The sequence below is a fragment of the Bradyrhizobium sp. B117 genome (assembly GCF_038969555.1).
In the GTDB taxonomy this organism is placed as follows: Bacteria; Pseudomonadota; Alphaproteobacteria; order Rhizobiales; family Xanthobacteraceae; genus Bradyrhizobium.
Genome location: NZ_CP152414.1, coordinates 5,372,333 through 5,394,048, shown reverse-complemented (window position 1 = coordinate 5,394,048; position 21,716 = coordinate 5,372,333). Strand labels below are relative to the sequence as shown.

The following is a 21,716-nucleotide window of genomic DNA, read 5'->3' as shown; positions in this document are numbered from 1 at the left end:
TGATCCGCGGCGATGAGCACCGAGGCTCGAAAACCGCCGGCCCAGATCGCGCTGAAGATCAGGCGCATTCTGGGCGGCAAGGCAGGCTGGAACGGCGTCGTCGTCCAGTTTGCCTTCGCGGCGATCCTGGGCTGGATCGGCTACGAGATCGTCTCCAACACCCGCGCCAACCTCGAGAACCAGCACATCGCCGCCGGCTTCGGCTTCCTCCGCAACAATGCCGGCTTCGACGTCAACCAGACCCTGATCTCCTACACCGGCTCGGACACGTTCCTGCGCGTGTTCGTGGTCGGGCTCCTCAACACGCTCGTGGTCTCGGTGGTTGGCATCTTCTTCGCCACCGTGATCGGCTTCATCGTCGCGCTGTGCCGGCTGTCGCCGAACTGGCTCTTGTCGCGCGTCGGCGAGATCTACGTCGAGATCATCCGGAACCTGCCGCTGCTGTTCCAGATCCTGTTCTGGTACCTGGCGGTGCTCGCGGCGCTGCCCAATCCCAGGCAAAGCATTTCGCTGCTGGGCATCGCCTTCATCAGCAATCGTGGCCTCGTCATTCCATCACCGATCGGCGGAAGCGGCCTGGTCCCGTTCCTTGCGGTGCTGGCCCTCGGCATCGTCGCGTCGCTGGCCTTGCGCATCCACGCGCGGCGCGCCCTGTTCCAACGCGGACAGGTGATCCGCATCTGGCCCTATGTGCTGGGCCTGCTGTTCGGCCTGCCGCTTGCCACCATACTGGTGTTCGGTTTGCCTTTCACCGTCGAGCTGCCGCAGCTCAAGGGGTTCAATTTCGCCGGTGGCTCGCGCATCATTCCGGAGTTCGTGGCGCTGACGCTGGCGCTGTCGACCTATACCGCCGCCTTCATCGCCGAGATCGTCCGCGCCGGCATCCTGTCCGTCCACAAGGGCCAGATGGAGGCGGGGTCCTCGCTCGGCCTCAGCCGCGGCGCCACGCTGCGGCTGATCGTCGTGCCGCAGGCGATGCGCGTGATCGTTCCGCCCCTGACCAACCAGTATCTCAATCTCACCAAAAATTCCTCGCTTGCCGTCGCGATCGGCTATCCTGACCTCGTCTCGGTATGGGCCGGCACGTCGCTGAGCCAGACCGGGCAGGCGATCGAGATCATCGCCATGACGATGGGTGTCTATCTTCTGATCTCGCTGCTCACCAGCGCTATCATGAGCGTCTACGGTTGGCGCGTCAGCCGGAGCCTCGGCGCATGACCGATATCACCTCATCCGCCTATGTCCGGCAGGATCTGCTCACCGAGCGTCCTGCCCCGATGAAGACGACAGGCTTCATTGGCCTCGTGCGCACGCGCCTGCTCAACTCGCCGACCAACATCCTGATTACCATCATCAGTGCCCTGTTGCTCTGGTTCACCATCGTTCCCTCAGTGAGATTCCTGTTCGTCGACGCGGTCTGGACCGGCAGTGACCGCGCGGCGTGCCTGACCGAGAACGCGGGGTTTGTGGTCGGCGCCTGCTGGCCGTACATCCAGGCCAAGCTGCCGCAATTGATCTATGGCTTCTATCCCGAGGCCGAGCGCTGGCGCGTCAACCTCACCTTTGCCCTGGCGGCGGTCCTGCTGGTGCCGATGCTCGTTCCGCGCCTGCCAGCGAAGGGGGTGAACGCCAGCCTGTTCTTCTTCGCCTTTCCCGTCGTCGCATTCTTCCTGCTGCATGGCGGCGGCATCTCGGGCTTCGGCGTGAGCTGGACGGCGGGCCTGCTGCAATTGTTCGACGACAGCATCATCGGCGCCGGGCAGGTCCTGCTCAATCTCAGCAAGACCTCGGCCATCGCCCCGCTGTTGTGGGCCGTCGGCAACCTCATCCTGCTGGTCGGCAAGGCAATCTACTGGCTGATCTTTCCACTGACCTCGCTGCGTGACCAGCTCGAGGGTTCGGGCCAATCGGTCTGGACCGATTTTGCGATCACCACGGCCGTCGTCTCGCTGATCGCCTTTGTCCTCGGCGGCGGCGTGCGGACGGGATGGCGCCCCCTGGCGTGGAGCATCGTGACGTTCATCGCCGTCGCCATCGTGATCAAGCTGATGGGGCTCGATCACGGCGGACTGGCGGTCGTGCAGACGAGGCTCTGGGGCGGTCTGCTGGTGACGCTGGTGGTCTCCGTCGCCGGCATCGTCACGTCATTGCCGATCGGCATTGCGCTGGCGCTCGGCCGCCGGTCCAGCATTCCGCTGATCCGGATCTTCTCGATCGCCTTCATCGAGTTCTGGCGCGGCGTGCCGCTGATCACCGTGCTGTTCTTCGCCACCTACATGCTGCCGCTGTTCCTGCCGGGCAATTTCACCGTCGACGGCCTCGTCCGTGCGCTGATCGGGATCGCGCTGTTCACGGGCGCCTACCAGGCCGAGAACGTCCGCGGGGGCCTCGCCGCGATCCCGCGCGGGCAGGGCGAGGCGGCGGCGGCGCTCGGGCTGTCCTGGTGGAAGACGACGTCGCTGATCGTGCTGCCGCAGGCGCTGCGCCACGTCATCCCGAACCTCGTCAACAGCTTCATCTCGCTGTTCAAGGATACCTCGCTGGTCTCCATCGTCGCGCTGTTCGATCTGCTGGGGTCGCTGCGCGCTTCGTTCGCGGATCCGAAGTGGTCGACGCCGTCGACCTTGTTCACCGGCTTTGCCTTCGCCGGTATCATCTATTTCCTGTTCTGCTTTGGAATGTCGCGCTACTCGCTCTTCGTCGAGCACCGTCTCAACGCCCACCGTCGCAACTGATCGAGGTCACCATGTCCGAGCCCATCGTCAAGATTTCCGGCCTGAACAAATGGTACGGCGACTTCCACGTGCTGCGTGACATCGACCTCGAGGTCCAAAAGGGCGAGCGCATCGTGATCTGCGGGCCCTCGGGCTCGGGCAAGTCGACCCTGATCCGCTGCATCAACGCGCTGGAGGAGTTCCAGGAGGGCGAGATCGTCGTCGACGGCATCGAGCTCGGGCCGAACCTCAAGCACATCGACGCCGTGCGCCGCGAGGTCGGCATGGTGTTCCAGAGCTTCAATCTGTTCCCGCATCTGACTGTGCTGGACAATTGCACGCTGGCGCCGATCTGGGTGCGCAACATTCCCAAGAGGGACGCCGAGGCGACCGCGATGAAATTCCTGGAGCGGGTCAAGATCCCGCACCAGGCCAACAAGTTTCCGGGCCAGATGTCCGGCGGCCAGCAGCAACGCGTCGCCATCGCCCGCGCGCTGACCATGAATCCGAAGGTGATGCTGTTCGACGAGCCGACTTCGGCCCTCGATCCTGAAATGGTGAAGGAGGTGCTCGACACCATGGTCGACCTCGCCGAGGAAGGCATGACCATGCTGGTAGTCACCCACGAGATGGGCTTTGCCCGCGAGGTCGCCAACCGCGTCGTGTTCATGGACGCCGGCCAGATCATCGAGGCCAACACGCCGAACGAGTTTTTTGCGGCCCCGCAGCATGCCAGGACGAAGCTGTTTTTGAGCCAGATCTTGCGGTGAAGCGCGCTGCCGTAGCCGCCGTAGGGTGGGCAAAGGCGCCCTTGCGCCGCGCCCACCATCTCTCGCGGCCGCAACAAAGGGTGGGCACGCTTGCGCTTTGCCCACCCTATGGCACCGCGGCTCGGCTCAACTTGTCCCGGGTCCCATAACCTCCCCGCAACCATATCCAAGGTTGCACCTCGGCCACTTCACCCGTTCGAAAGCTCTTTCTGCGCCTATGGCGCAAAAAGGGGGCGCCTGTGCTCGACCTCGTATTTGGCTTCAATACCCGCCTGGGACGGTTGAAGTTCTTCCTCGCCACGCTCGCGCTCGCGGTCGTGATGGCTGCGCTCTGCTTTGCGGTCGCGACATCGGCGCTGCGCAATGTCAGCCCGGCGAGTGTTCGCACGGAAGATCTCCTGAAGGGCCCAGGAATGATCGCGGCGATCGTGGTCTTCGTGCTGGCGACCATCACGCTGTACTCGATGCGCTTCCGCGATATCGGCTGGGATCCGGTCTGCGTGGTCCCGGCCTGGTTCGCGCTAATGGCCGTAGATTACGTCGTCGCGCTAAAATTTCCGGCTTATGCGGTCGGCGCCGAGCATATTGGCACGGTCGTCGGCGGCATCGTCAATCTCGCGCTGACACTGGTGCTGCTGTTCTGGCCTGGCGACCGCCACGCTTAGAGCATGATCCGGAAAAGCGTGAAGCGGTTTTCCGAAGAGATCATGCTCAAAACAACAACGCCGGCGGCCGCAACCAGCGGCCCCTAGACGAACGGCGGCTTGATGTTGCTGCGCTTCTCGAGCCACTCCGGCACGGGCAGGTTCTTGGCGCGCATGAAGTCCGCGTTGAACAACTTGGACTGATAGCGGCTGCCGGAATCGCACAGCACGGTCACGATCGTTTTGCAGGGTCCGAGCTGTTTTGCGAGCCGCATCGCGCCGGCGATGTTGATGCCGGTCGAGCCGCCGAGGCAGAGCCCCTCGTGCTGGAGCAGCTCATAGATGACGGTGACCGCCTCGGTATCGGGAATGAGATAGGCGTCATCGACCTTCGCGGTCTCGACGATCGCGGTCGCGCGGTTGAGGCCGATGCCCTCGGTGATCGAGCCGCCGGACGTCGCCTTGGCATCGCCGGTCCGGAAATATTCGTACATGCCGGCGCCGTGCGGATCGGCGCAGGCGATGCGGACGTCCTTGTTCTTCTCTTTCAGATAGCGGCTGACGCCGGCGAGCGTGCCGCCGCTGCCGACCGAGCAGACGAAGCCGTCGACCTTGCCGCCGGTCTGCTCCCAGATCTCCGGTCCGGTGGACTCGTAATGCGCCTTGGCATTGTCGAGATTGTTCCACTGGTCGGCGAACAGCACGCCATTGGGCTCGGTCTTGCGCAGCTCGTCGGCCAGCCTGCGGCCGACATGCTGGTAGTTGTTGGGATTGGCATAGGGCAGGGCCGGCACCTCGATCAGCTCGGCGCCGCAGAGCTTCAGAAAATCCTTCTTCTCCTGGCTCTGCGTCTCCGGGATCACGATCAGCGTGCGGTAGCCGCGCGCGCTCGCCACGACCGCAAGGCCGATGCCGGTGTTGCCGGCGGTCGCTTCCACCACGAGACCGCCCGGCTTGAGCTCGCCGCGCTTCTCGGCCTCCAGAATCATCCATTTGCCTGCGCGGTCCTTCACCGACTGCCCGGGATTCATGAACTCGGCCTTGCCGAGGATGGTGCAGCCGGTCAACTCCGAGGCGCGCTTGAGCTTGATCAGCGGGGTGTTGCCGATGGCTTCGACAACGTCGTTTCGAGTGGTCATATCGGGGGAAATCACTGGCAAGGGGTTGATCTGGTTGGCCAGAACCTAGTGCTTGGGAGGCCAAAGGGGAAGGCTTTTGCGCTGCGGCGCGCGGAGGACGGAGGACCTACATGTGCGGCAGCGACGCGTTCAGTTGCGATCATCGATGGCCTTGCGAGAACCGCCCATGCGCGCTTGAGACGGAGCCAAAGCAGCATGTTGCAGGTTGTTGCTGGTGCAGCCGGATCAAACGGCTTCCGCGCAGGTGTGGCGCCAATATCACATGAAATCTTAGTAAGCTTGAGCACGCTTTGCTGCGGCTCGAAAATACAAAAAGTCTGTGCAAGACAGGCATATCTTGCATTTTCGCAGCTCCAATATCGATGGGCTCGGCCAACCATCTCGCACCTGCGGGACTGTCCCGGTGTTCCGCACCCGGCTAGTATGAATCCCACGGTTCCGAGGAAGCATCACCTGTGAGCGAGTTATCCAACGCCCCCCGACTGTTCCGCCGCGAATCGGTTAATCCGGCTCGGCGGTGGCGGTTCGATCTGCCCGGCGGGGGGTGGATGTGACACAGGATGTTTCTGCGATCGCCGTGCGGCGGTCCCCAGAGTCTGCACCCCGGATGCGGCATGCCGCGCGCTGGCTTGCGGTGCTGTGCCTCGCCGCCAGTTCCGGGGCTTGCGTGCTGACCCAGGATCTCCCGGATCCCGCGCTCGACGTTCCCACGCAGTACAAATATGCGGGCAAGGGCGATGCGCCGCCGTCACTGGATTGGTGGCGCGGCTTCCGCTCCACCGAGCTCACGCAACTGATGGAGGAGGCGCAGACCGTCAACCTCGACATCGCCGCCGCCGTCGCGCGTATCGTCCAGGCGGATGCCCAGGCGCGGCAGGCGGGTGCGGCACTGCTGCCGAGCCTGTCCGGCACCGGGCAGGAGACCTATTCGCGCACCTCGGGCTCGAGCGCCTCGGGCCTGTCCATCGGCGGGCGCGAAGTCGTCAACTATTCGGCCTCCCTCAGCGCCAGCTATCAGCTCGATTTCTGGGGCCAGAATCGCGATGCGCTGCAGACGGCGGAAGAGACGGCGAACGCCAACCGCTTCGATCGTGACGTCGTCGCGCTGACGACGCTTGCAGCCGTCGCCAACGCCTATTTCCAGGTGCTGGCCTCGCAGGACCGCCTGCGGACCGCGCAGAACAACATTGCGAGCGCACAGCGCATCCTCGATGCCATCAAGGAGCGCCGCAAGGCCGGCACCAGCACCGATCTGGACGTCGCGCAGCAGGAGAGCGTGCTGGGCAACCAGAAGGCGTCGGTGCCGCCGCTGCGCCAGACGCTCGACCAGAATGTGAATGCGCTCGCCGTGCTGGTGTCGCGGCCGCCGGAGAGCGTGCGCGTGCGCGGCGGCTCGCTGAACAACATCGGCATCCCCAAGGTCACGCCGGGCCTGCCGTCGGAGATTTTGACGCAGCGGCCGGACATCCGCCGGCAGGAGGCGCAGCTTGCATCTGCCACCGCGAACATCGGCAATGCCCGCGCGCAGTTCTTTCCGACCATCCAGCTCACCGGCAATGGCGGCTATCAGAGCTCGGCGCTGGTGTCGCTGTTCCAGCCGCATGCGGCGTTCTTCCAGCTCGTCGGCAGCGCGACGCAGCCGATCTTCGACGGTGGCAAGATCCTCGGCAATTTCGAATTCGCGAAGGCGCGGCAGGATGAATTGCTCCAGACCTACCGCAAGACCATCGTCCAGTCTTTTGCCGACGTGGACAATGCGCTGTACTCGATCAAGCAGACCACGATCAAGCTGCAATTGCAGCGCGATGTCGTCACCTCGTCCCGGCGCGCCTTCGATCTCGCCGAGCAGCAATTGCGCGCCGGCACCGCCGACATCGTGACCGTGCTGAACGTCCAGCAGACACTATTTCAGGCGGAAGACGCGCTGTGGCAGGCCCAACTCGCACGGCTTCTTGCCATCGTCAGCCTATATCAGGCGCTCGGCGGCGGCTGGGAGCCGCGCATGGAGAAACCGGTCAATGCTCTTTAAGCCGGATAAGAAGGAAAGCGCGAAAGAGGGGACGGCGAAAAAGTCGCGCGGCCGCGGCTTCGTCATGACCCTGGTCACGCTCGCGATCCTTGGCGGCCTTGGCTATATCGGCTGGAGCGCGATGCACCAGCAGCAGCAGGCGAACAACCGCAACCAGCGGCCCGATCTGCCCGTGCCGGTATTGGCTGCGACCCCACGTATCCAGGACGTCCCGGTCTTTCTCGACGGCGTCGGCGCGATCCGCGCACTCAACACCGTGACCGTGCGCTCGCAGGTCGACGGCAAGCTGATCGCGGTCAATTTCACCGAAGGCCAGGACGTCAAGAAGGGCGACGTGCTCGGCGAGATCGATCCCGCGCTCTATCAGGCGACCTACGACCAGGCGGTTGCCAAGAAGGCGCAGGACCAGGCCCAGCTCGCCAACCAGCGCATCGACCTGACGCGCTACGAGCAGCTCGCTGCCTCCAATGCCGGCTCCAAGCAGCAGGCAGACACCCAGCGCGCGCTGGTCGCGCAGACAGAGGCGCTGGTCAAGGCGGACCAGGCAGCGATCGACAACGCTGCGGCGACGCTGAGCTACACCAAGATCGTGGCGCCACTGTCGGGCCGCGCCGGCCTGCGCCAGGTCGACCAGGGCAACATCATCCACGCCGCCGACACCACGGGCCTCGTGGTGATCACGCAGTTGCAGCCGATCGCGGTGTGGTTCAGCCTTCCGCAGCAGCAGATCATGCGCGTCAACGCGGCCGCCGCAAAGGGCACGCTCGCTGTCGACGTGTTCGGCAATGACGGCGTCACCGTGATCGACACCGGCAAACTCACCGGCATCGACAACCAGGTCGACCAGACCACCGGCACACTGAGGCTCAAGGCTGAGTTCCCCAACGCCAACTACCAGCTCTGGCCAGGCCAGTTCGTCAATGTCCGCCTCAAGGTCGAGACCTTGATGCAAGCGCTCGTGGTGCCGACCTCGGCGGTGCAGCGCGGCCCGATCGGCACCTTCAGCTACGTCATCGGCGAGGACAATGTGGTCTCGGCCAAGCCCGTGACGGTGACGCAGCAGAACGAGCATGACGCCGTGATCGCGAGCGGCCTGTCGCCGACCGATAAGGTCGTCACGACAGGCTTTGCCAATCTGTCCGACGGCTCCAAGGTCGTCATCGGCCGCGACGACCAGACCCCGTCGGCCGATCTCGCTCCGCGCAAGCGCTCGCGCGGGCCGCAGGGCGATGCGCAGAAGAAAGACGGTGCCAAGAACAGCCAGACCGACGGTCAGAAGGACTCGCAAAAGGACGGACAAGCCAAGGACGGCGAGTTCCACGCCAAGCGCAAGAGCAGCGAAGGCGACCAGAAGGGCCAGACAGGACCTGCACCGGGGCCGGGGGCCTCATCGGGAGCTGGAGCCAAGCAGCCATGATCCCGACAACAGCCGCGTGAAGCGGCAGGCGTAACCCATGGGTGTCTCCGAACCCTTCATCCGACGTCCGATCGCGACCTCGCTGCTCGGCATCGCGCTCCTGATCGGCGGCGCCCTCGGCTATTTCGCGCTGCCGGTCTCCGCGCTGCCGCAGGTCGATTTCCCGACCGTGCAGGTGACGACGCAGCTGCCGGGCGCGAGCCCCGACGTGATCGCCTCGCTGATCACGGCGCCCCTGGAGCGACAGCTCGGCCAGATCCCATCGTTGTCGGCGATGAACTCGACGAGCTCGTTCGGCGTCAGCCAGATCTCGCTCCAGTTCGATCTCAACCGCGACATCGACGGCGCCACCCAGGACGTGCAGGCCGCGATCAACGCGGCCGCCGGCGTGCTGCCCAAGACGCTGCCTTACCCGCCGACCTACGCCAAGGTGAACCCGGCGGATGCGCCGGTGATGACCCTGGCGCTGCGCTCGGACACCATCTCGCTGCGGGCGATGAGCGACATCGCCGATACGCTGCTGGCGCAGCGGCTGAGCCAGATCTCTGGCGTCGGGCGCGTCTCCGTGCTCGGCGGGCTGAAGCCGGCCGTGCGCATCCAGGCTGATCTGGCTCGGCTTGCCGCCTATGGCATCGCCATGGAGGATTTGCGCACCGCGATCGCCAATGCCAACGTCTCCGGGCCGAAGGGCTCGCTCGACGGCGCGCAGCAATCCTACATCATCGCCGCCAACGACCAGATCGCCGCTGCCGAAGCCTACAAGCCTGTCATCATCGCCTATCGCAACGGCTCGCCGGTCACGATCGCCGACGTTGCGCAGATCGTCGACGGGCTCGAAAACGACCGCACCGGCGGCTGGTACCAGGGCTCGCCGGCCGTCATCATCGACATCCAGCGCCAGCCCGGCGCCAACGTCATCGACGTGGTCAGCCAGATCCGCGCCGAGATCCCCAAGGTGCAGCGCGCGATCCCGGCCGGTGTGAACCTCACCATTGTCTCCGACCGTACCGTCACCATCCGCGCCTCTGTGCGCGATGTGCAGTTCACGCTGATCCTCAGCGTCGTGCTGGTGACGCTCGTCGTGCTGCTGTTCCTGCGCTCGCTGCGGGCCACGCTGATCGCCGGCGTCGCGCTGCCGCTGTCGCTGATCACGAGCTTCGGCATCATGTATTTCGCCGGGTTCAGCCTCGACAATCTGTCGCTGATGGCGCTGACGATCGGCACCGGCTTCGTCGTCGACGACGCCATCGTCATGATCGAGAACATCGTCCGCCACATGGAGAACGGCGAGAGCGCGATGGAGGCCTCACTGAAGGGCGCCAGCGAGATCGGCTTCACGGTGATCTCGCTGACGGTGTCGCTGATCGCGGTGTTCATCCCGCTGCTGTTCATGTCGGGCCTGGTGGGCCGCATGTTCCGCGAGTTCGCGCTGACGCTGACCATCGCGGTGGTAACCTCGGCCGTGGTCTCGCTGACGCTGACGCCGATGATGTGCTCGCGGCTGCTGCGGCATGCGCATGAGGAGCTCGCGGTGCCGGGCCTCGCCGCGATCAGCCGCTTCATCGACCGCACGGTCGAGTTCTATCACCGCACGCTGCTCTGGGTGCTGGAGCGCCAGCGCGCCACGCTGGTCGTGACCTTCGCGACGCTGGCCGCAACCCTCGTTCTCTACATCGTCGCGCCAAAGGGCTTTTTGCCGCTCCAGGACACCGCCTCGATCACGGCGGTGACGGAGGCGGGGCCGGACGTGTCGTTCGCGGAGATGCAGAAGCGGCAGGCTGAAGCCGCCGACGCCATCAAGGCCGACCCTGACGTGGTCGGCGTCGTCTCGGTGATCGGCGCGGGCTCGGTCAACCCGACCACCAATGTCGGACGGCTCGTCATGACCTTGAAGCCGCGCGGCGAGCGGCGCGACGATGTCAGCGTGGTCGTGAACCGGCTGAAGGAGCGGGTCTCCGCCATCCCTGGCATGACGGTCTATTTCCAGCCGGTGCAGGACGTGCAGATCTCGACCCAGTCGAGCCGCTCGCAATACCAGTACACGCTGACCGGCACCGATGCGGCGCTGGTGTCGGAATGGGCGCGCAAGCTCGTTACGGAGATGCGGCGCGATCCCTTGTTCCGCGACGTCTCCTCCGAGGCGCAGGAGGGCGGTCTGCGCGCGCAGCTCGATGTCGACCGCACCCGCGCCGGCCAGCTGGGCGTGAGCCTGCAAGGCATCACCGACACACTGAACGATGCCTTTGCACAAAGGCAGATCTCGACCATCTACGGCCAGGCCAACCAGTACCGCGTGGTGCTGGAGGCGCTGCCGATGTACCAGCGCGATCCCTCGATCCTGTCGAAGCTGTATCTGCCAGGCGCGGCGAGCGCGATCGCCGGCGCGCCCAACGCCCAGGTGCCGCTGTCGGCGGTGGCGACACTGAAGCGCACCACGGCACCGCTCGCGATCTCGCACCAGGCGCAATTCCCGTCGATCTCGCTCAGCTTCAACCTCGCCCCGGGCGCGGCGCTCGGCGATGCGGTCGAGGCGGTGACGACGATCGAGACCCGGATCGGCATGCCCAACAGCATCGTCGGCGTCTATGCCGGCGATGCCGCCGAATTCTCCAAGGCACTCGCCGGCCAACCCTGGCTGCTGCTTGCGGCGGTGATCACGATCTACATCGTGCTCGGCGTGCTCTATGAGAGCTACATCCATCCGATCACCATCCTGTCGACGCTGCCCTCGGCCGGCGTCGGCGCCATCCTGGCGCTGATCTTGTGCGGGCAGGATCTCTCGGTGATCGGCCTGATCGGCATCATCCTCCTGATGGGCATCGTCAAGAAGAATGCGATCATGATGATCGACTTCGCGCTCGAAGCCGAGCGCGGGCAGGGGATGTCGCCCAACGAGGCCATCGTGCAGGCGTGCCTGCTGCGCTTCCGGCCGATCATGATGACGACACTGGCAGCCCTGTTCGGCGCGCTGCCGCTCGCCATCGAGAGCGGCACCGGCGCCGAGCTGCGCTTCCCGCTCGGCATCTCCATCATCGGCGGCCTGCTGCTGAGCCAGTTGCTCACGCTCTACACCACGCCGGTGATCTACCTCGCGCTCGACCGCATCAACCGCCGCCTCGAGCAGGCGCTGCCGCCGGCCGAATCCGGCGGGCCGCCGGTCGCAGGCGCCACCGAGGGGATGCAGTGATGGCATCGATCTCGGAGCCCTTCATCCGCCGCCCGGTCGCGACCACGCTGCTGTCGATCGGGTTGTTCCTGCTGGGTGTCGTCGCCTACGAGTTCCTTCCCGTCGCCTCGGTCCCGAACGTCGATTTTCCCGCCATCTTCGTCTCGGCCAGTCGGCCGGGCGCCGATCCGTCGGTGATGGCGGCGACGGTGGCCTCGCCGCTGGAGCGGCGGCTGGGCGAGATCGCCGGCATCAACCAGATCACCTCGACGTCGTCGCTCGGCGTCACCAACATCCAGCTCCAGTTCGACATCGGCCGCAACATCGACAAGGCGGCCCGCGACGTGCAGGCGGCGATCAACGCCGCGCTGGTCGACCTGCCGAGCGACCTGCCGACGCTGCCGCGCTTCCGCAAAGCCAACACGGCCGGCGCGCCCGTGTTCGTTCTGGCGCTGACCTCGAAGACGCTGTCGGCCAGCGCCATCTACGACGTCGCCGACACGGTGCTGGCGCAGCGCATCTCGCAGGTGCCCGGCGTCGGCGACGTGACCGTGTCGGGCGCCGACCAGCCGGCGGTCCGGGTGCAGCTCAACCCCGTGGCGCTGTCGAATGCCGGCATCGCCACTGACGACGTGCGGACCGCGATCATCAACGCCAATCCGCTTGGCCCGGTCGGCATCTTCAACGGCGAGCGTCAGAGCGAGACGCTGTCGCTGAACAAGCAGATGCGCACGGCGAAGGAGTTCCGCGACATCGTCATCAAGAGCTCGAACGGCAATTTCGTCCGGCTCTCCGACGTCGCCGACATCGAGGATTCCGTCCGCAACGCTCGCTCCATCGCCTGGTTCAACAAGCAGCCGGCGGTGCTGATCCAGATCACCAAGCAGGGTGATGCCAACGTCATCGACACCGTCGACCGGGTAAAGGCGCTGATCCCCGAGCTGAAGCAATGGATCCCGGCCGGCGTCGACATCTCCACGCTGGTCGACCGCACCAGCACGATCCGGGCCAGCGTGCTGGACATGCAGTGGACGTTGCTCGCGACCGCCATCCTCGTGATGGTCGTGGTGTTCGTGTTCCTGCGCCGGCTGACGCCGACGATCGCCGCCGGCATCTCGGTGCCGCTGGCGCTGGCCGGCACCTGCGCCGGCATGTGGGTCGCGGGCTTCTCGATCGACAATCTGTCGCTGATGGCGCTCGCGATTTCGGTCGGCTTCGTCGTCGACGACGCCATTGTCATGATCGAGAACATGTTCCGCAACCTCGAGCACGGCATGCGGCCGATGCAGGCGGCGCTGGAGGGCGCGAAGCAGATCGGCTTCACCGTGGTCTCGATCAGCCTGTCGCTGATCGCCGCCTTCACCCCGCTGATCTTCATGGACGGTATCGTCGGCCGTCTCCTGCGCGAATTCTCGCTGACGCTGACCTTCGCCATCCTAGTCTCGACGCTGGTGTCGCTGACGGTGACGCCGATGATCTGCGCCCATTACATCCGGCAGACCACCTCCGGTACCGCGACGCTGTTCGACCGGCTGATCGAGGGCTCGCTGTCGCGCATCGTCGCCTTCTATGCCCGCACCTTGCGCACGGTGCTGGAATTCCCGCTGCTGACGTTGCTGGTGTTCTTCGCCACCATCGCGCTGACGGTGACGCTCTACATCAAGGTCCCCAAGGGCTATTTCCCGACCGACGATTCCGGCTTCGTCATCGGCGCGACGCGCGCCTCGGCCGACATCTCGTTCCAATCGATGCTCAGCCTGCAGCAGCGGCTCGCCGACATCGTGATGCAGGATCCGGCGGTCGCCGGCATCGGCTCGACCGTCGGTAGCGGAGGGGGGCCGGGTGCTGCGACCTCGAACCGCGGCACCATGTTCATCAGCCTGAAGCCGCCGGAGGAACGCAACCACGTCTCGACCGAGGTCGTGATCGATCGCCTCAGGCGCGCTCTGTTTCCCGTGCCCGGCATCCGCCTCTTCATGTTCGCCGCCCAGGACGTACGCGCCGGCGGGCGGCAGAGCGATTCCGACTACCAGTACACGCTGAGCAGCACCGATCTCGGCCTGCTGCAGAAATGGGCGCCGATCGTCGCCAAGCGCATGGAGAGCGTCGAGGGCATCACCGACATCTCCAGCGACCGCGATCCCGGCGGGCTTCAGCTCACCTTGTCGATCGACCGGCAAAAAGCCTCGGCGCTCGGCGTCCGCGTCCAGGACATCGACAATGCCCTGAACAACGCCTTCTCGCAGCGGCAGATCTCGATCATCTACACCCAGCGCAACCAGTACATGGTGGTGCTGGAGATCGACCCCAAATTCCAGGTCGATCCGTCCAACCTCGACCGCATCTACGTCGCCGGCGCGGGTGACGCTCAGGTGCCGCTCTCGGCGGTGGTGCATGCGACGCGCGGGCTCGCTGCGCTCGCGGTCTATCATTCGCAGTCGTTCCCCTCGACCACAGTGTCGTTCAACCTCTTGCCCAATGTGCCGCTCCAGGGCGCGACGCAGAACATCCAGCGCGCCGTCGAGGAGCTGCACATGCCGGAGGGCATCCGCGGCAGCTTCGACGGCAATGCCGGCGACTTCGCCAGGACCAGCGGCCGCCAGCCACTTCTGATCCTCGGCGCGCTGGTCGCGATGTATATCGTGCTGGGCGTGCTCTACGAGAGTCTCGCCCATCCGCTGACGATCATCTCGACGCTGCCCTCGGCTGGCCTCGGCGCGCTGCTGGCCTTGCAGATCACCAACACGCCGCTGACGGTGATTGCCTTCGTCGGCATCATCCTCCTGATCGGCATCGTCAAGAAGAACGGCATCATGATGGTCGACTTCGCGTTGGATGCCGAGCGCCAGCGCGGGCTGTCCTCGGCAGAAGCAATCTTCGAGGCCTGCCAGGCGCGCTTCCGTCCGATCCTGATGACGACGATGGCGGCGCTGTTCGCCGGCATTCCGCTTGTTGTCGCGACCGGCCCGGGCACCGAGCTGCGCCGTCCGCTCGGCATCACCATCATCGGCGGCCTGTTCGTCTCGCAGATCCTGACGCTCTACACCACGCCGGTGATCTATCTCCTGATCGACCGCCTGCGCCGCCGCTCCGAGCCGCGCCCGCTGCCTGCGCCGGCGGAATAGGTTGTTGAAGCGCCGCGCGGAGCGTATAGCGGCGCTCATGTCGAACCCTACAGCCGCAGCCCCGGCCGAGCCGATCCCCGAATGCCCGCATTGCCAGAAGCCGATGCCGCTGTGCATCTGCGACAGCGTCACGCCGATTGAGAACCGGCTCTCACTCCTGATCCTCCAGCATCCGCAGGAGCAGGACAGGGCGCTCGGCACCGCGCGCCTGCTGGCGAAGCATTTTGCCGATGCCACCGTGCGCGTCGGCCTGTCCTGGCCCAGCCTGTCCAAGGCGCTGGGCCGGCCGGTCGAGAACGCCGCGCGCTGGGCCGTGCTCTATCTCGGCTCGGCCCGCGCCGCCGATCTCGACGCCGAGGGCGAGATCGTGGCGCTCAACCGCAAGGGCGAGGTCGCCGAAAATCAGCGTGCCATCCTTGGCAAGCTCGAAGGCGTGGTGCTGCTCGACGGCACCTGGAGCCAGGCCAAGGCGCTGTGGTGGCGCAATCCCTGGATGCTCAAATGCCAGCGCGTGATCCTCAACCCGGCACATCCCTCGCGCTACGGGCGTCTGCGCCGCGAGCCGCGCAGCGATGGCCTGTCGACCATCGAGGCCGCGGCGACGATCCTGGCCGGCATCGAGCGGCGTCCCGATATCGCCGAGACCCTGCACGCGAGTTTTGAGCGGCTGTTAACGCGCTACCGCGAGGTCCAGGCCGAGATGCCGGAACTGGCGCCCAAGCCTGCACCAAAGGGCCGCCGGCGCGACTTCAGGCGTCGCAAACGAGCCTGACTCCAGCTCACATCCACCGTACGATTGATTGCACCGTGCCAGGCGGGGAGCGGAGATCGCCGAGTTCACCGAGCTCGGCGACCGGCTCGACCTGCCGCTGCGCACCTATTCCAGTGGCATGATGCTGCGCCTGATCTTCGCGGTCGCAACCGCGGTTGGTGCTGGCCTCGCATGATGTCGATCTCATCAAGGCGACCTGCAATTGCGCGAATCTGCTGGAGGAGGGGCGGATCGCGGCTTCCGGCGCGGCCGAGGAGATTCTTGGCTGCTATCTCGGCGGGGCCAGGACGTAGGCACCCGGTCGGGGTTGCCTAAGCCATTGATCCCCTATATTGGTCCGCCCTTACGGGGCCACGTGGCGGAGTGGTTACGCAACGGTCTGCAAAACCGTGTACACCAGTTCAATTCTGGTCGTGGCCTCCATCACAAGCTTCTGATCTTCCAGCATAAAATGCATTTCGGCGCGGGTTCCGCCTGCCGCGCGTGTAGGCCCCGCCGGGCGGGCAGGGCTGCGCCACCGGATTCGCCCGGGGCTTGGCGAACACCAGCGATTCAGGCCCGATGGCATAGACTTCGCATCTGCGAAGTGATGCATTCCCATCACCCGAGCGCTGGAGCAGCCGTGGGCGACATCGTCCGATTTGTCCCGAAATCCGAGCTGGAGCGGGCCCGTCTCATTCGCGAGGCCCGCGCGATCTATGACAGCATCTTCCCGCCGGCTGTGCCCGACAGGGTGCCGCAGGACGGCGAGGAGCGCGTCAAGACCTGATCGCGGCCGCGCCGGGCTCGGCGCATGGCCAAAAGCAAAACGCCCGCTAATCGCGGGCGCATTGGCTCATGATGAAAGTGGCCTCAGCCGGCCGCGTACCAGCCGTCCGGAAACGGCAGCAGGGGCCAGGCGCCCTCATTGTCATTCGCGGCCTTGGGCATCGCGTTGAAGCTCCACGAGCGGGGCACGAATTCCTCCTCCGGCGCGGGCGCAAAATCCTGATGGACCATGGCGTCCCGGACGGCATCCAGCAGCAAGTTGAATTCGGCTTCGCTCATCGCACCCTCCGGCAATTCGAAGGGCGAATGTCGCAAAGCCGGTTTGTTTCCAAATTGAGCCGATCGTTCGAATTTTAACGATCCGACGATCACGGCCCGATTGGTTAGCGATTCCTGAAAAATCCCCGCGCAAATCTAGGCAGCCGGGGCTCGTCGCCAGTGTGAAAGAGATCACATTCTCGGCGGTTTATTTCTCCTACCCCTTCACACACCGGCCAACGCAGGCCGGTCGGGCAGGGCAGAGCGGGAGACCGGTCATGAAGGCGAGGTTCTTGCGGTTTGCGGGTGTGAAGAGCCGGGCGCGTCGCGCCTCGACCGTCGGACGGTTCCTGACACTGTTTGCCTCCGCCGCCCAGGCGCAGGGGACACCCGAGCAGCGCCGGGCCTGCACGCCCGACGTCTACCGGCTCTGCGCCGGCGAAATCCCCAATGTCCGCGCCATCACGGCCTGCCTGCGCCGTAACCGGTCAAGCTTGAGCGAGGCTTGCCGCAGCGTGTTCGATCAGGCTGGCGGCTGACATAGCTGACCTGTGGTTTTGTGCGCAGCAAGTGGCCTGCGCGAGCTCGCGAATCCGGCATGATCAGCCTGTGGATATGCTGCGGACAGCCTGTGGAGTACTGTGGATACAGACATAGATGTGTCGGCCGCACGCCGCGTTCCTGTCGTCCGCCGTCATATCTATGTCAAATAACTTCATCATCTGATTCTCGGGTCGCGCCAATTGATGCGCCATTCAGGATAATGTGGGTCGCCCGAATTCGGAATTGCGTGCTCTAGCGTGCATCGCGCACGAACAGTTTTTGTGCAGCCGCTTGCCCAAATCGCGGGCCCCGTTCATCCAATTTTTTGTACGGCCGCGGACAAGCTTTTCCCCGTCCACTCCACCTAGGCTTCCTTCCGGGATCTGGAACATGGCCAGTGCCATGACAATTCGAAGGAGCAGGAGATGGAGAGACGGCTATTGCCCCATGCGCGGGGGATCGCGCGCGCATCGCAGCCGTGGCGCAAGGCCGCGCTTGGTGCCGTGCTCGCTTTCGGCGTGGTCGTCGCAACGCCGCTGAGCGCGCAAGCTGCTGCACCGGCCGCCTGCGCCGCGCTCCAGGAGAAATATCCGGACTGGAAAGGCAAGACACTCGTCAACGCCATCAACCCGCACACACCGGACTACGAGACCATCGATCCAAAGGACCCCAGCAAATATATCGGCTTCGACATCGATCTCGGCGAAGCCATCGGGGAATGTCTCGGCTTCAAGCTGACCTACAAGCCCGTGGTGTTCGCAGCGCTGCTGACGACGCTCGCCGCCGGCCAGGCCGACATCGTCATCTCCGACATCTATGCCACCAAGGAACGCGCGAAGGCTGCCGACTTCATCACCTATTCGAAAGTGTTCGACGGCGTGCTGGTCGCCAAGGGCAATCCAAAGGGCATCAACGGCATCAACATGTCGATGTGCGGCGCCGCTGCTGCCGAAAACACCGGCTATGTCGAGGTGCCCCTGATCCAGGCCTTGATCCCGGAATGCAAGAAGGCCGGCAAGCCCGAGCCGACGATCCAGCTCTACGACAACAACGCCAACTGCATCCAGGCGATCCTCGCCGGCCGCGCCGACACCTATGTCAACGACGTCAACACCGTCGACAGCGCCGTGAAGGCCTATCCCGACAATCTGGAGAAGGCGATCGCGGTGACGATCCCGTATTCGGTCGGCATCGCCGTGCCCAAGGACAAGCCGAAATTCCGCGACGCCGTGCTCGCCGCGCTGATCGAAGTGCAGAAGGCCGGTACGCATATGGAGCTTCTGAAGAAGCATGGGTTAGACGTGAACAACTTCAAGGAGCCGGACATTCTGACGGCTGACTGATGTCGCTGTTCCTCCATTACCTGAGCATGCCGTATCTGCTCGAGGGCATCGAGCTCACCCTCGAGGTGACCGCCCTCGGGCTCGGCGGCGGATTGATCCTTGGATTGATCCTCGCCGGCATGCAGCTCTCGCGCTTCTGGCCCCTGGCGGCGATCGCCCGGGGCTACACCGTGATCTTCCGCGGCACGCCGCTGATCCTCCAGATGGTGTTCGCCTACGACGCGCTGCCGCATATCGGCATCAAGCTGCCAGCGGTGCTGGCCGCCGGCCTTGCGCTCGCCTGCAACGAGGCGCCGTTCATCGCGGAAATGCTGCGTGCCGGCGTGCTCGGCGTCGATCGTGGACAGTTGACGGCCGGCCAGGCGCTCGGCATGACGCCGTCCATCCTGATGCGCCGGGTGATCGCGCCGCAGGCGATCCGCACCATGATCCCGGCCTTCGGCAACGAGGCCGTCAGCGCGCTGAAAAACTCCTCGCTCGCGTCCGTCGTCGCGGTGCAGGAGCTGACCTTGCGCTCGACCCAGCTGGCGTCTTCGACCTTCGACTTCTTCTCGATCTTCTTTGCCTCGGGACTGCTGTATCTCGTGCTGACAGCCACCATCAGCGGCATCCAGCTCTTCGCCGAGTGGCTGCTCGACCTCGACCGCACCACGCGCCGCGAGCGCAAGCTCGCCGACTATCTCCCCTGGCGCCGCGTTGAACTCGCTACCAAGCTCGACCTTGCCGATGCGGCTGGCGCCGATCCCGAGGCCGCGCCGGCAGAGCTGGCCGACACCCCGCCGCTGGCCCTGACCCGCGAGGAACGCGCCCGCCGCGCCGCGACGATCGCGCGCAACAATATCGCGGTCGAAGCCAAGGACCTCACCAAGAGCTACGGCCCGCACAGGGTGCTCGATGGCCTCGACCTCACGGTGCGCGTCGGCGAGGTCGTCGCGCTGCTCGGGCCCAGCGGCTCCGGCAAGAGCACGCTGCTCCGCTGTATCAACCATCTCGAGAATTGGGACGCTGGCACCGTCCGCGTCGGCGGCCGCCGCCTCGGCTTTGGCGAGGATGGCAAGCCGCTGTCGCCGCGCGCCATTGCCAATGAGCGCGCCAGCGTCGGCGTCGGCATGGTGTTCCAGCAGTTCAATCTGTTCGCCCATCTCTCGGCCAAGGAGAACATCGCCGGTCCCTTGCGCTGGGTCCACGGCATGACCCGCATCGATGCCGAACGCCGCGCCACCGAGTTGCTCGACCGTGTCGGGCTCTCGCATCGCGCCGATGCGTTGCCGCGACATCTGTCCGGCGGCCAGCAGCAGCGCGTCGCCATCGCGCGGGCGCTGGCACCGAACCCAAGTGTGCTGCTCTTGGACGAGCCGACCTCGGCGCTCGATCCCGAACTCGTCAACGAGGTGCTGGAGGTGATCCGCCGCCTGGCCATCGATGACGGCCTCACCATGATCATCTCGACGCACCAGATCCGCTTTGCCGACGAGGTCGCCGACCGTGTCGCGTTCTTGAGCGGCGGCGCGATCATCGAGGAGGGACCTGCGCACGAGGTGCTCTCCAATCCCCGCAATCCGCTGACGGCGCGTTTCCTCAGCGTGATGGAAGCCGACAAGACTCCGGAGGCAGCGCGATGAGCGCTCTCTCCACCATGTTCAAGCCCCCCGAAGAGGCCACCTCATGAAGCATGTGACGCTGCCGGTTTCGCCCAAGACCGTCCACTGGGGCTATTTCTCCAAGAAGGTCGCGCCGGCTCTGACGCTACGCTCGGGAGATCGCGCCACCATCGAGACGCTGACGCATCATGCCAATGACGATTACGACCGCATGATCCAGGGCGATCCCGGCGCCGAAAGCGTATTCCAGTGGACCCGCGAGCATAAAGCGGTGGCGCGCCGCGGCTCCGGCCCGACACAAGGCCCGTTCATCCGCGGCGCGGGCGAGGGCATCGGCGTGCATCTCCTCACCGGCCCGGTCGCAATCGAGGGCGCCGAACCCGGCGACATTCTGGAGGTGCGCATCCTCGACGTCCGGCCGCGGCCGAGTTGCAGCGCCTGCCACGCCGGCCGCTGCTTCGGCTCCAATGTCGCGGCGAACTGGGGCTTTCACTATCACGACCTGATCGAAGAGCCGAAGCCGCGCGAGGTCGTGACCATCTTCGAGCTCGACACCTCGGGCGAGCCCTACGCAAAGGCCGTCTACAATTACGTCTGGACGCCGCAGACCGACCCCGACGGCATCGTGCACCCGACCATCGACTATCCCGGCGTGCGCGTCGACCACGGCACCATCAAAAAGCGCGAGAACATCCTCTCCAGCGTGAAGGTGCCCGCGCGGCTGCATTTCGGCACCATGGGCCTCGCGCCGTCGGAAGCCGATTTCGTCAGCTCGATCCCGCCGAGCTACACCGGCGGCAACATCGACGACTGGCGGATCGGCAAGGGCGCGCGGATGTTCTATCCGGTCGCGGTGCCAGGCGCCTATTTCTCGGTCGGCGATCCCCATGCGGCCCAAGGTGACAGCGAGCTCGGCGGCACCGCAATCGAGACCTCGCTCACCGGCGATTTCGAGTTCATCCTGCACAAGAAAGCTGATCTGGCCGGCACCCATCTCGAAGGTCTCGACCATCCCATGCTCGAGACCGATCACGCCTGGTCGTTCTACGGCTTCACCTATCCGAACTATCTCGCCGCGCTCGGTGCCGATGCGCAAACCGAGATCGCCAATCATTCGAGCCTCGACCGCGCGATGCGCGATGCGTTCCGCAAGCTCCGGAGATTCCTGATGACGGTGCATCGCCTCAGCGAGGACGAGGCGATCTCGCTGATGTCGGTCGGCGCCGATTTCGGCGTCACCCAGGTCGTCGACGCCAATTGGGGCGTCCACGGCACGATCCGCAAGAACATTTTTCGGTGCGACTAATGCATTGACACACATTCGGATTTTGGAATGAACGCGTGAAGGACAAGCCCCGTCTGTGGCCCGTCACGGCGACGGATGATCGCGTGCGGCTGGCACGGAGGTTGCTTCGATCGACCGCAAT

Annotated in this window: 16 protein-coding genes, 1 tRNA gene and 1 pseudogene; 16 read left to right on the top strand and 2 right to left on the bottom strand. The window is 65.2% G+C overall.

The window, feature by feature from the left end; genetic code table 11:
- The first annotated feature begins 12 nt into the window (after nucleotides 1–12).
- The 4 genes from AAFG16_RS26415 to AAFG16_RS26400 all read left to right on the top strand — a co-directional run bounded on the left by AAFG16_RS26415 (nucleotide 13) and on the right by AAFG16_RS26400 (nucleotide 4,149).
- Nucleotides 13–1,218 (top strand): ABC transporter permease subunit, encoded by a 1,206-nt coding sequence (locus tag AAFG16_RS26415; RefSeq protein WP_342730027.1) that lies wholly within the window; start codon nucleotides 13–15, stop codon nucleotides 1,216–1,218.
- Nucleotides 1,215–2,735, top strand: a complete 1,521-nt coding sequence (locus AAFG16_RS26410; protein WP_342730025.1) for an amino acid ABC transporter permease — start codon at nucleotides 1,215–1,217, stop codon at nucleotides 2,733–2,735. Before AAFG16_RS26415 ends, AAFG16_RS26410 begins: the two co-directional genes overlap by 4 nt.
- 11 nt (nucleotides 2,736–2,746) lie before the next feature.
- Nucleotides 2,747–3,484 (top strand): amino acid ABC transporter ATP-binding protein, encoded by a 738-nt coding sequence (locus tag AAFG16_RS26405; protein ID WP_283079308.1) that lies wholly within the window; start codon nucleotides 2,747–2,749, stop codon nucleotides 3,482–3,484.
- Between the two features lie 239 nt (nucleotides 3,485–3,723).
- Nucleotides 3,724–4,149, top strand: a complete 426-nt coding sequence (locus AAFG16_RS26400) for a DUF805 domain-containing protein (protein WP_342730023.1) — start codon at nucleotides 3,724–3,726, stop codon at nucleotides 4,147–4,149.
- Between the two features lie 83 nt (nucleotides 4,150–4,232).
- On the opposite strand, the gene AAFG16_RS26395 is transcribed toward AAFG16_RS26400, so the two are convergent.
- Complete coding sequence (locus AAFG16_RS26395) at nucleotides 4,233–5,267, bottom strand: cysteine synthase A (protein ID WP_342730021.1); 1,035 nt, start codon at nucleotides 5,265–5,267, stop codon at nucleotides 4,233–4,235.
- Between the two features lie 607 nt (nucleotides 5,268–5,874).
- On the opposite strand from AAFG16_RS26395, the gene AAFG16_RS26390 reads away from it, so the two are divergent.
- The 8 genes and pseudogenes from AAFG16_RS26390 (at nucleotide 5,875) to AAFG16_RS26355 (ending at nucleotide 16,545) form a co-directional block, all read left to right on the top strand.
- A complete protein-coding gene (locus AAFG16_RS26390; protein ID WP_283079305.1) occupies nucleotides 5,875–7,296 on the top strand; it encodes an efflux transporter outer membrane subunit in 1,422 nt (473 codons plus the stop codon).
- A complete protein-coding gene (locus AAFG16_RS26385) occupies nucleotides 7,286–8,713 on the top strand; it encodes an efflux RND transporter periplasmic adaptor subunit (RefSeq protein WP_342730019.1) in 1,428 nt (475 codons plus the stop codon). Before AAFG16_RS26390 ends, AAFG16_RS26385 begins: the two co-directional genes overlap by 11 nt.
- Nucleotides 8,714–8,750: 37 nt before the next feature.
- On the top strand, nucleotides 8,751–11,900 hold the full coding sequence (locus AAFG16_RS26380; RefSeq protein WP_342730017.1) for an efflux RND transporter permease subunit: 3,150 nt from the start codon (nucleotides 8,751–8,753) through the stop codon (nucleotides 11,898–11,900).
- On the top strand, nucleotides 11,900–15,004 hold the full coding sequence (locus AAFG16_RS26375) for an efflux RND transporter permease subunit (protein ID WP_283079302.1): 3,105 nt from the start codon (nucleotides 11,900–11,902) through the stop codon (nucleotides 15,002–15,004). The genes AAFG16_RS26380 and AAFG16_RS26375 overlap by 1 nt, the downstream gene beginning before the upstream one ends.
- A gap of 37 nt (nucleotides 15,005–15,041) precedes the next feature.
- A complete protein-coding gene (locus tag AAFG16_RS26370) occupies nucleotides 15,042–15,776 on the top strand; it encodes a tRNA-uridine aminocarboxypropyltransferase (RefSeq protein ID WP_342730014.1) in 735 nt (244 codons plus the stop codon).
- A 43-nt stretch (nucleotides 15,777–15,819) separates the two neighbouring features.
- Nucleotides 15,820–16,069: pseudogene (locus AAFG16_RS26365) on the top strand (sugar ABC transporter ATP-binding protein); the annotation flags it as partial.
- A gap of 56 nt (nucleotides 16,070–16,125) precedes the next feature.
- Nucleotides 16,126–16,199: transfer RNA gene (locus AAFG16_RS26360), tRNA-Cys, on the top strand.
- Nucleotides 16,200–16,398: 199 nt separating this feature from the next.
- Nucleotides 16,399–16,545 (top strand): hypothetical protein, encoded by a 147-nt coding sequence (locus AAFG16_RS26355; RefSeq protein WP_342730012.1) that lies wholly within the window; start codon nucleotides 16,399–16,401, stop codon nucleotides 16,543–16,545.
- Between the two features lie 83 nt (nucleotides 16,546–16,628).
- Here the strand turns inward: AAFG16_RS26355 and AAFG16_RS26350 are convergent, their stop codons facing one another.
- Nucleotides 16,629–16,823 (bottom strand): hypothetical protein, encoded by a 195-nt coding sequence (locus AAFG16_RS26350; RefSeq protein ID WP_283079299.1) that lies wholly within the window; start codon nucleotides 16,821–16,823, stop codon nucleotides 16,629–16,631.
- A gap of 257 nt (nucleotides 16,824–17,080) precedes the next feature.
- Here AAFG16_RS26350 and AAFG16_RS26345 point away from each other — a divergent pair, with 257 nt between their 5' ends.
- The 4 genes from AAFG16_RS26345 (at nucleotide 17,081) to AAFG16_RS26330 (ending at nucleotide 21,595) form a co-directional block, all read left to right on the top strand.
- Nucleotides 17,081–17,341 (top strand): hypothetical protein, encoded by a 261-nt coding sequence (locus AAFG16_RS26345; RefSeq protein ID WP_342730010.1) that lies wholly within the window; start codon nucleotides 17,081–17,083, stop codon nucleotides 17,339–17,341.
- Nucleotides 17,342–17,770: 429 nt separating this feature from the next.
- Complete coding sequence (locus AAFG16_RS26340) at nucleotides 17,771–18,688, top strand: ABC transporter substrate-binding protein (protein WP_342730008.1); 918 nt, start codon at nucleotides 17,771–17,773, stop codon at nucleotides 18,686–18,688.
- The gene (locus AAFG16_RS26335; RefSeq protein WP_342730006.1) at nucleotides 18,688–20,310 is read left to right on the top strand and encodes an amino acid ABC transporter permease/ATP-binding protein; all 1,623 of its coding nucleotides are present in this window, start codon (nucleotides 18,688–18,690) and stop codon (nucleotides 20,308–20,310) included. The genes AAFG16_RS26340 and AAFG16_RS26335 overlap by 1 nt, the downstream gene beginning before the upstream one ends.
- Before the next feature lie 43 nt (nucleotides 20,311–20,353).
- Nucleotides 20,354–21,595, top strand: coding sequence for an acetamidase/formamidase family protein (locus AAFG16_RS26330; protein ID WP_342730004.1), 1,242 nt, complete (start codon nucleotides 20,354–20,356; stop codon nucleotides 21,593–21,595).
- Nucleotides 21,596–21,716 lie beyond the last annotated feature (121 nt).

What these genes read in the sequence shown, in the direction of transcription:
- AAFG16_RS26415 (WP_342730027.1), top strand. Translation starts at nt 13, where the DNA reads ATGAGCACCGAGGCTCGAAAACCGCCGGCCCAGATCGCGCTGAAGATC.
- AAFG16_RS26410 (WP_342730025.1), top strand. Translation starts at nt 1,215, where the DNA reads ATGACCGATATCACCTCATCCGCCTATGTCCGGCAGGATCTGCTCACC.
- AAFG16_RS26405 (WP_283079308.1), top strand. Translation starts at nt 2,747, where the DNA reads ATGTCCGAGCCCATCGTCAAGATTTCCGGCCTGAACAAATGGTACGGC.
- AAFG16_RS26395 (WP_342730021.1), bottom strand. Translation starts at nt 5,267, where the DNA reads ATGACCACTCGAAACGACGTTGTCGAAGCCATCGGCAACACCCCGCTG.
- AAFG16_RS26390 (WP_283079305.1), top strand. Translation starts at nt 5,875, where the DNA reads ATGCGGCATGCCGCGCGCTGGCTTGCGGTGCTGTGCCTCGCCGCCAGT.
- AAFG16_RS26385 (WP_342730019.1), top strand. Translation starts at nt 7,286, where the DNA reads ATGCTCTTTAAGCCGGATAAGAAGGAAAGCGCGAAAGAGGGGACGGCG.
- AAFG16_RS26380 (WP_342730017.1), top strand. Translation starts at nt 8,751, where the DNA reads ATGGGTGTCTCCGAACCCTTCATCCGACGTCCGATCGCGACCTCGCTG.
- AAFG16_RS26375 (WP_283079302.1), top strand. Translation starts at nt 11,900, where the DNA reads ATGGCATCGATCTCGGAGCCCTTCATCCGCCGCCCGGTCGCGACCACG.
- AAFG16_RS26370 (WP_342730014.1), top strand. Translation starts at nt 15,042, where the DNA reads ATGTCGAACCCTACAGCCGCAGCCCCGGCCGAGCCGATCCCCGAATGC.
- AAFG16_RS26350 (WP_283079299.1), bottom strand. Translation starts at nt 16,823, where the DNA reads ATGAGCGAAGCCGAATTCAACTTGCTGCTGGATGCCGTCCGGGACGCC.
- AAFG16_RS26345 (WP_342730010.1), top strand. Translation starts at nt 17,081, where the DNA reads ATGAAGGCGAGGTTCTTGCGGTTTGCGGGTGTGAAGAGCCGGGCGCGT.
- AAFG16_RS26340 (WP_342730008.1), top strand. Translation starts at nt 17,771, where the DNA reads ATGGAGAGACGGCTATTGCCCCATGCGCGGGGGATCGCGCGCGCATCG.
- AAFG16_RS26335 (WP_342730006.1), top strand. Translation starts at nt 18,688, where the DNA reads ATGTCGCTGTTCCTCCATTACCTGAGCATGCCGTATCTGCTCGAGGGC.
- AAFG16_RS26330 (WP_342730004.1), top strand. Translation starts at nt 20,354, where the DNA reads ATGAAGCATGTGACGCTGCCGGTTTCGCCCAAGACCGTCCACTGGGGC.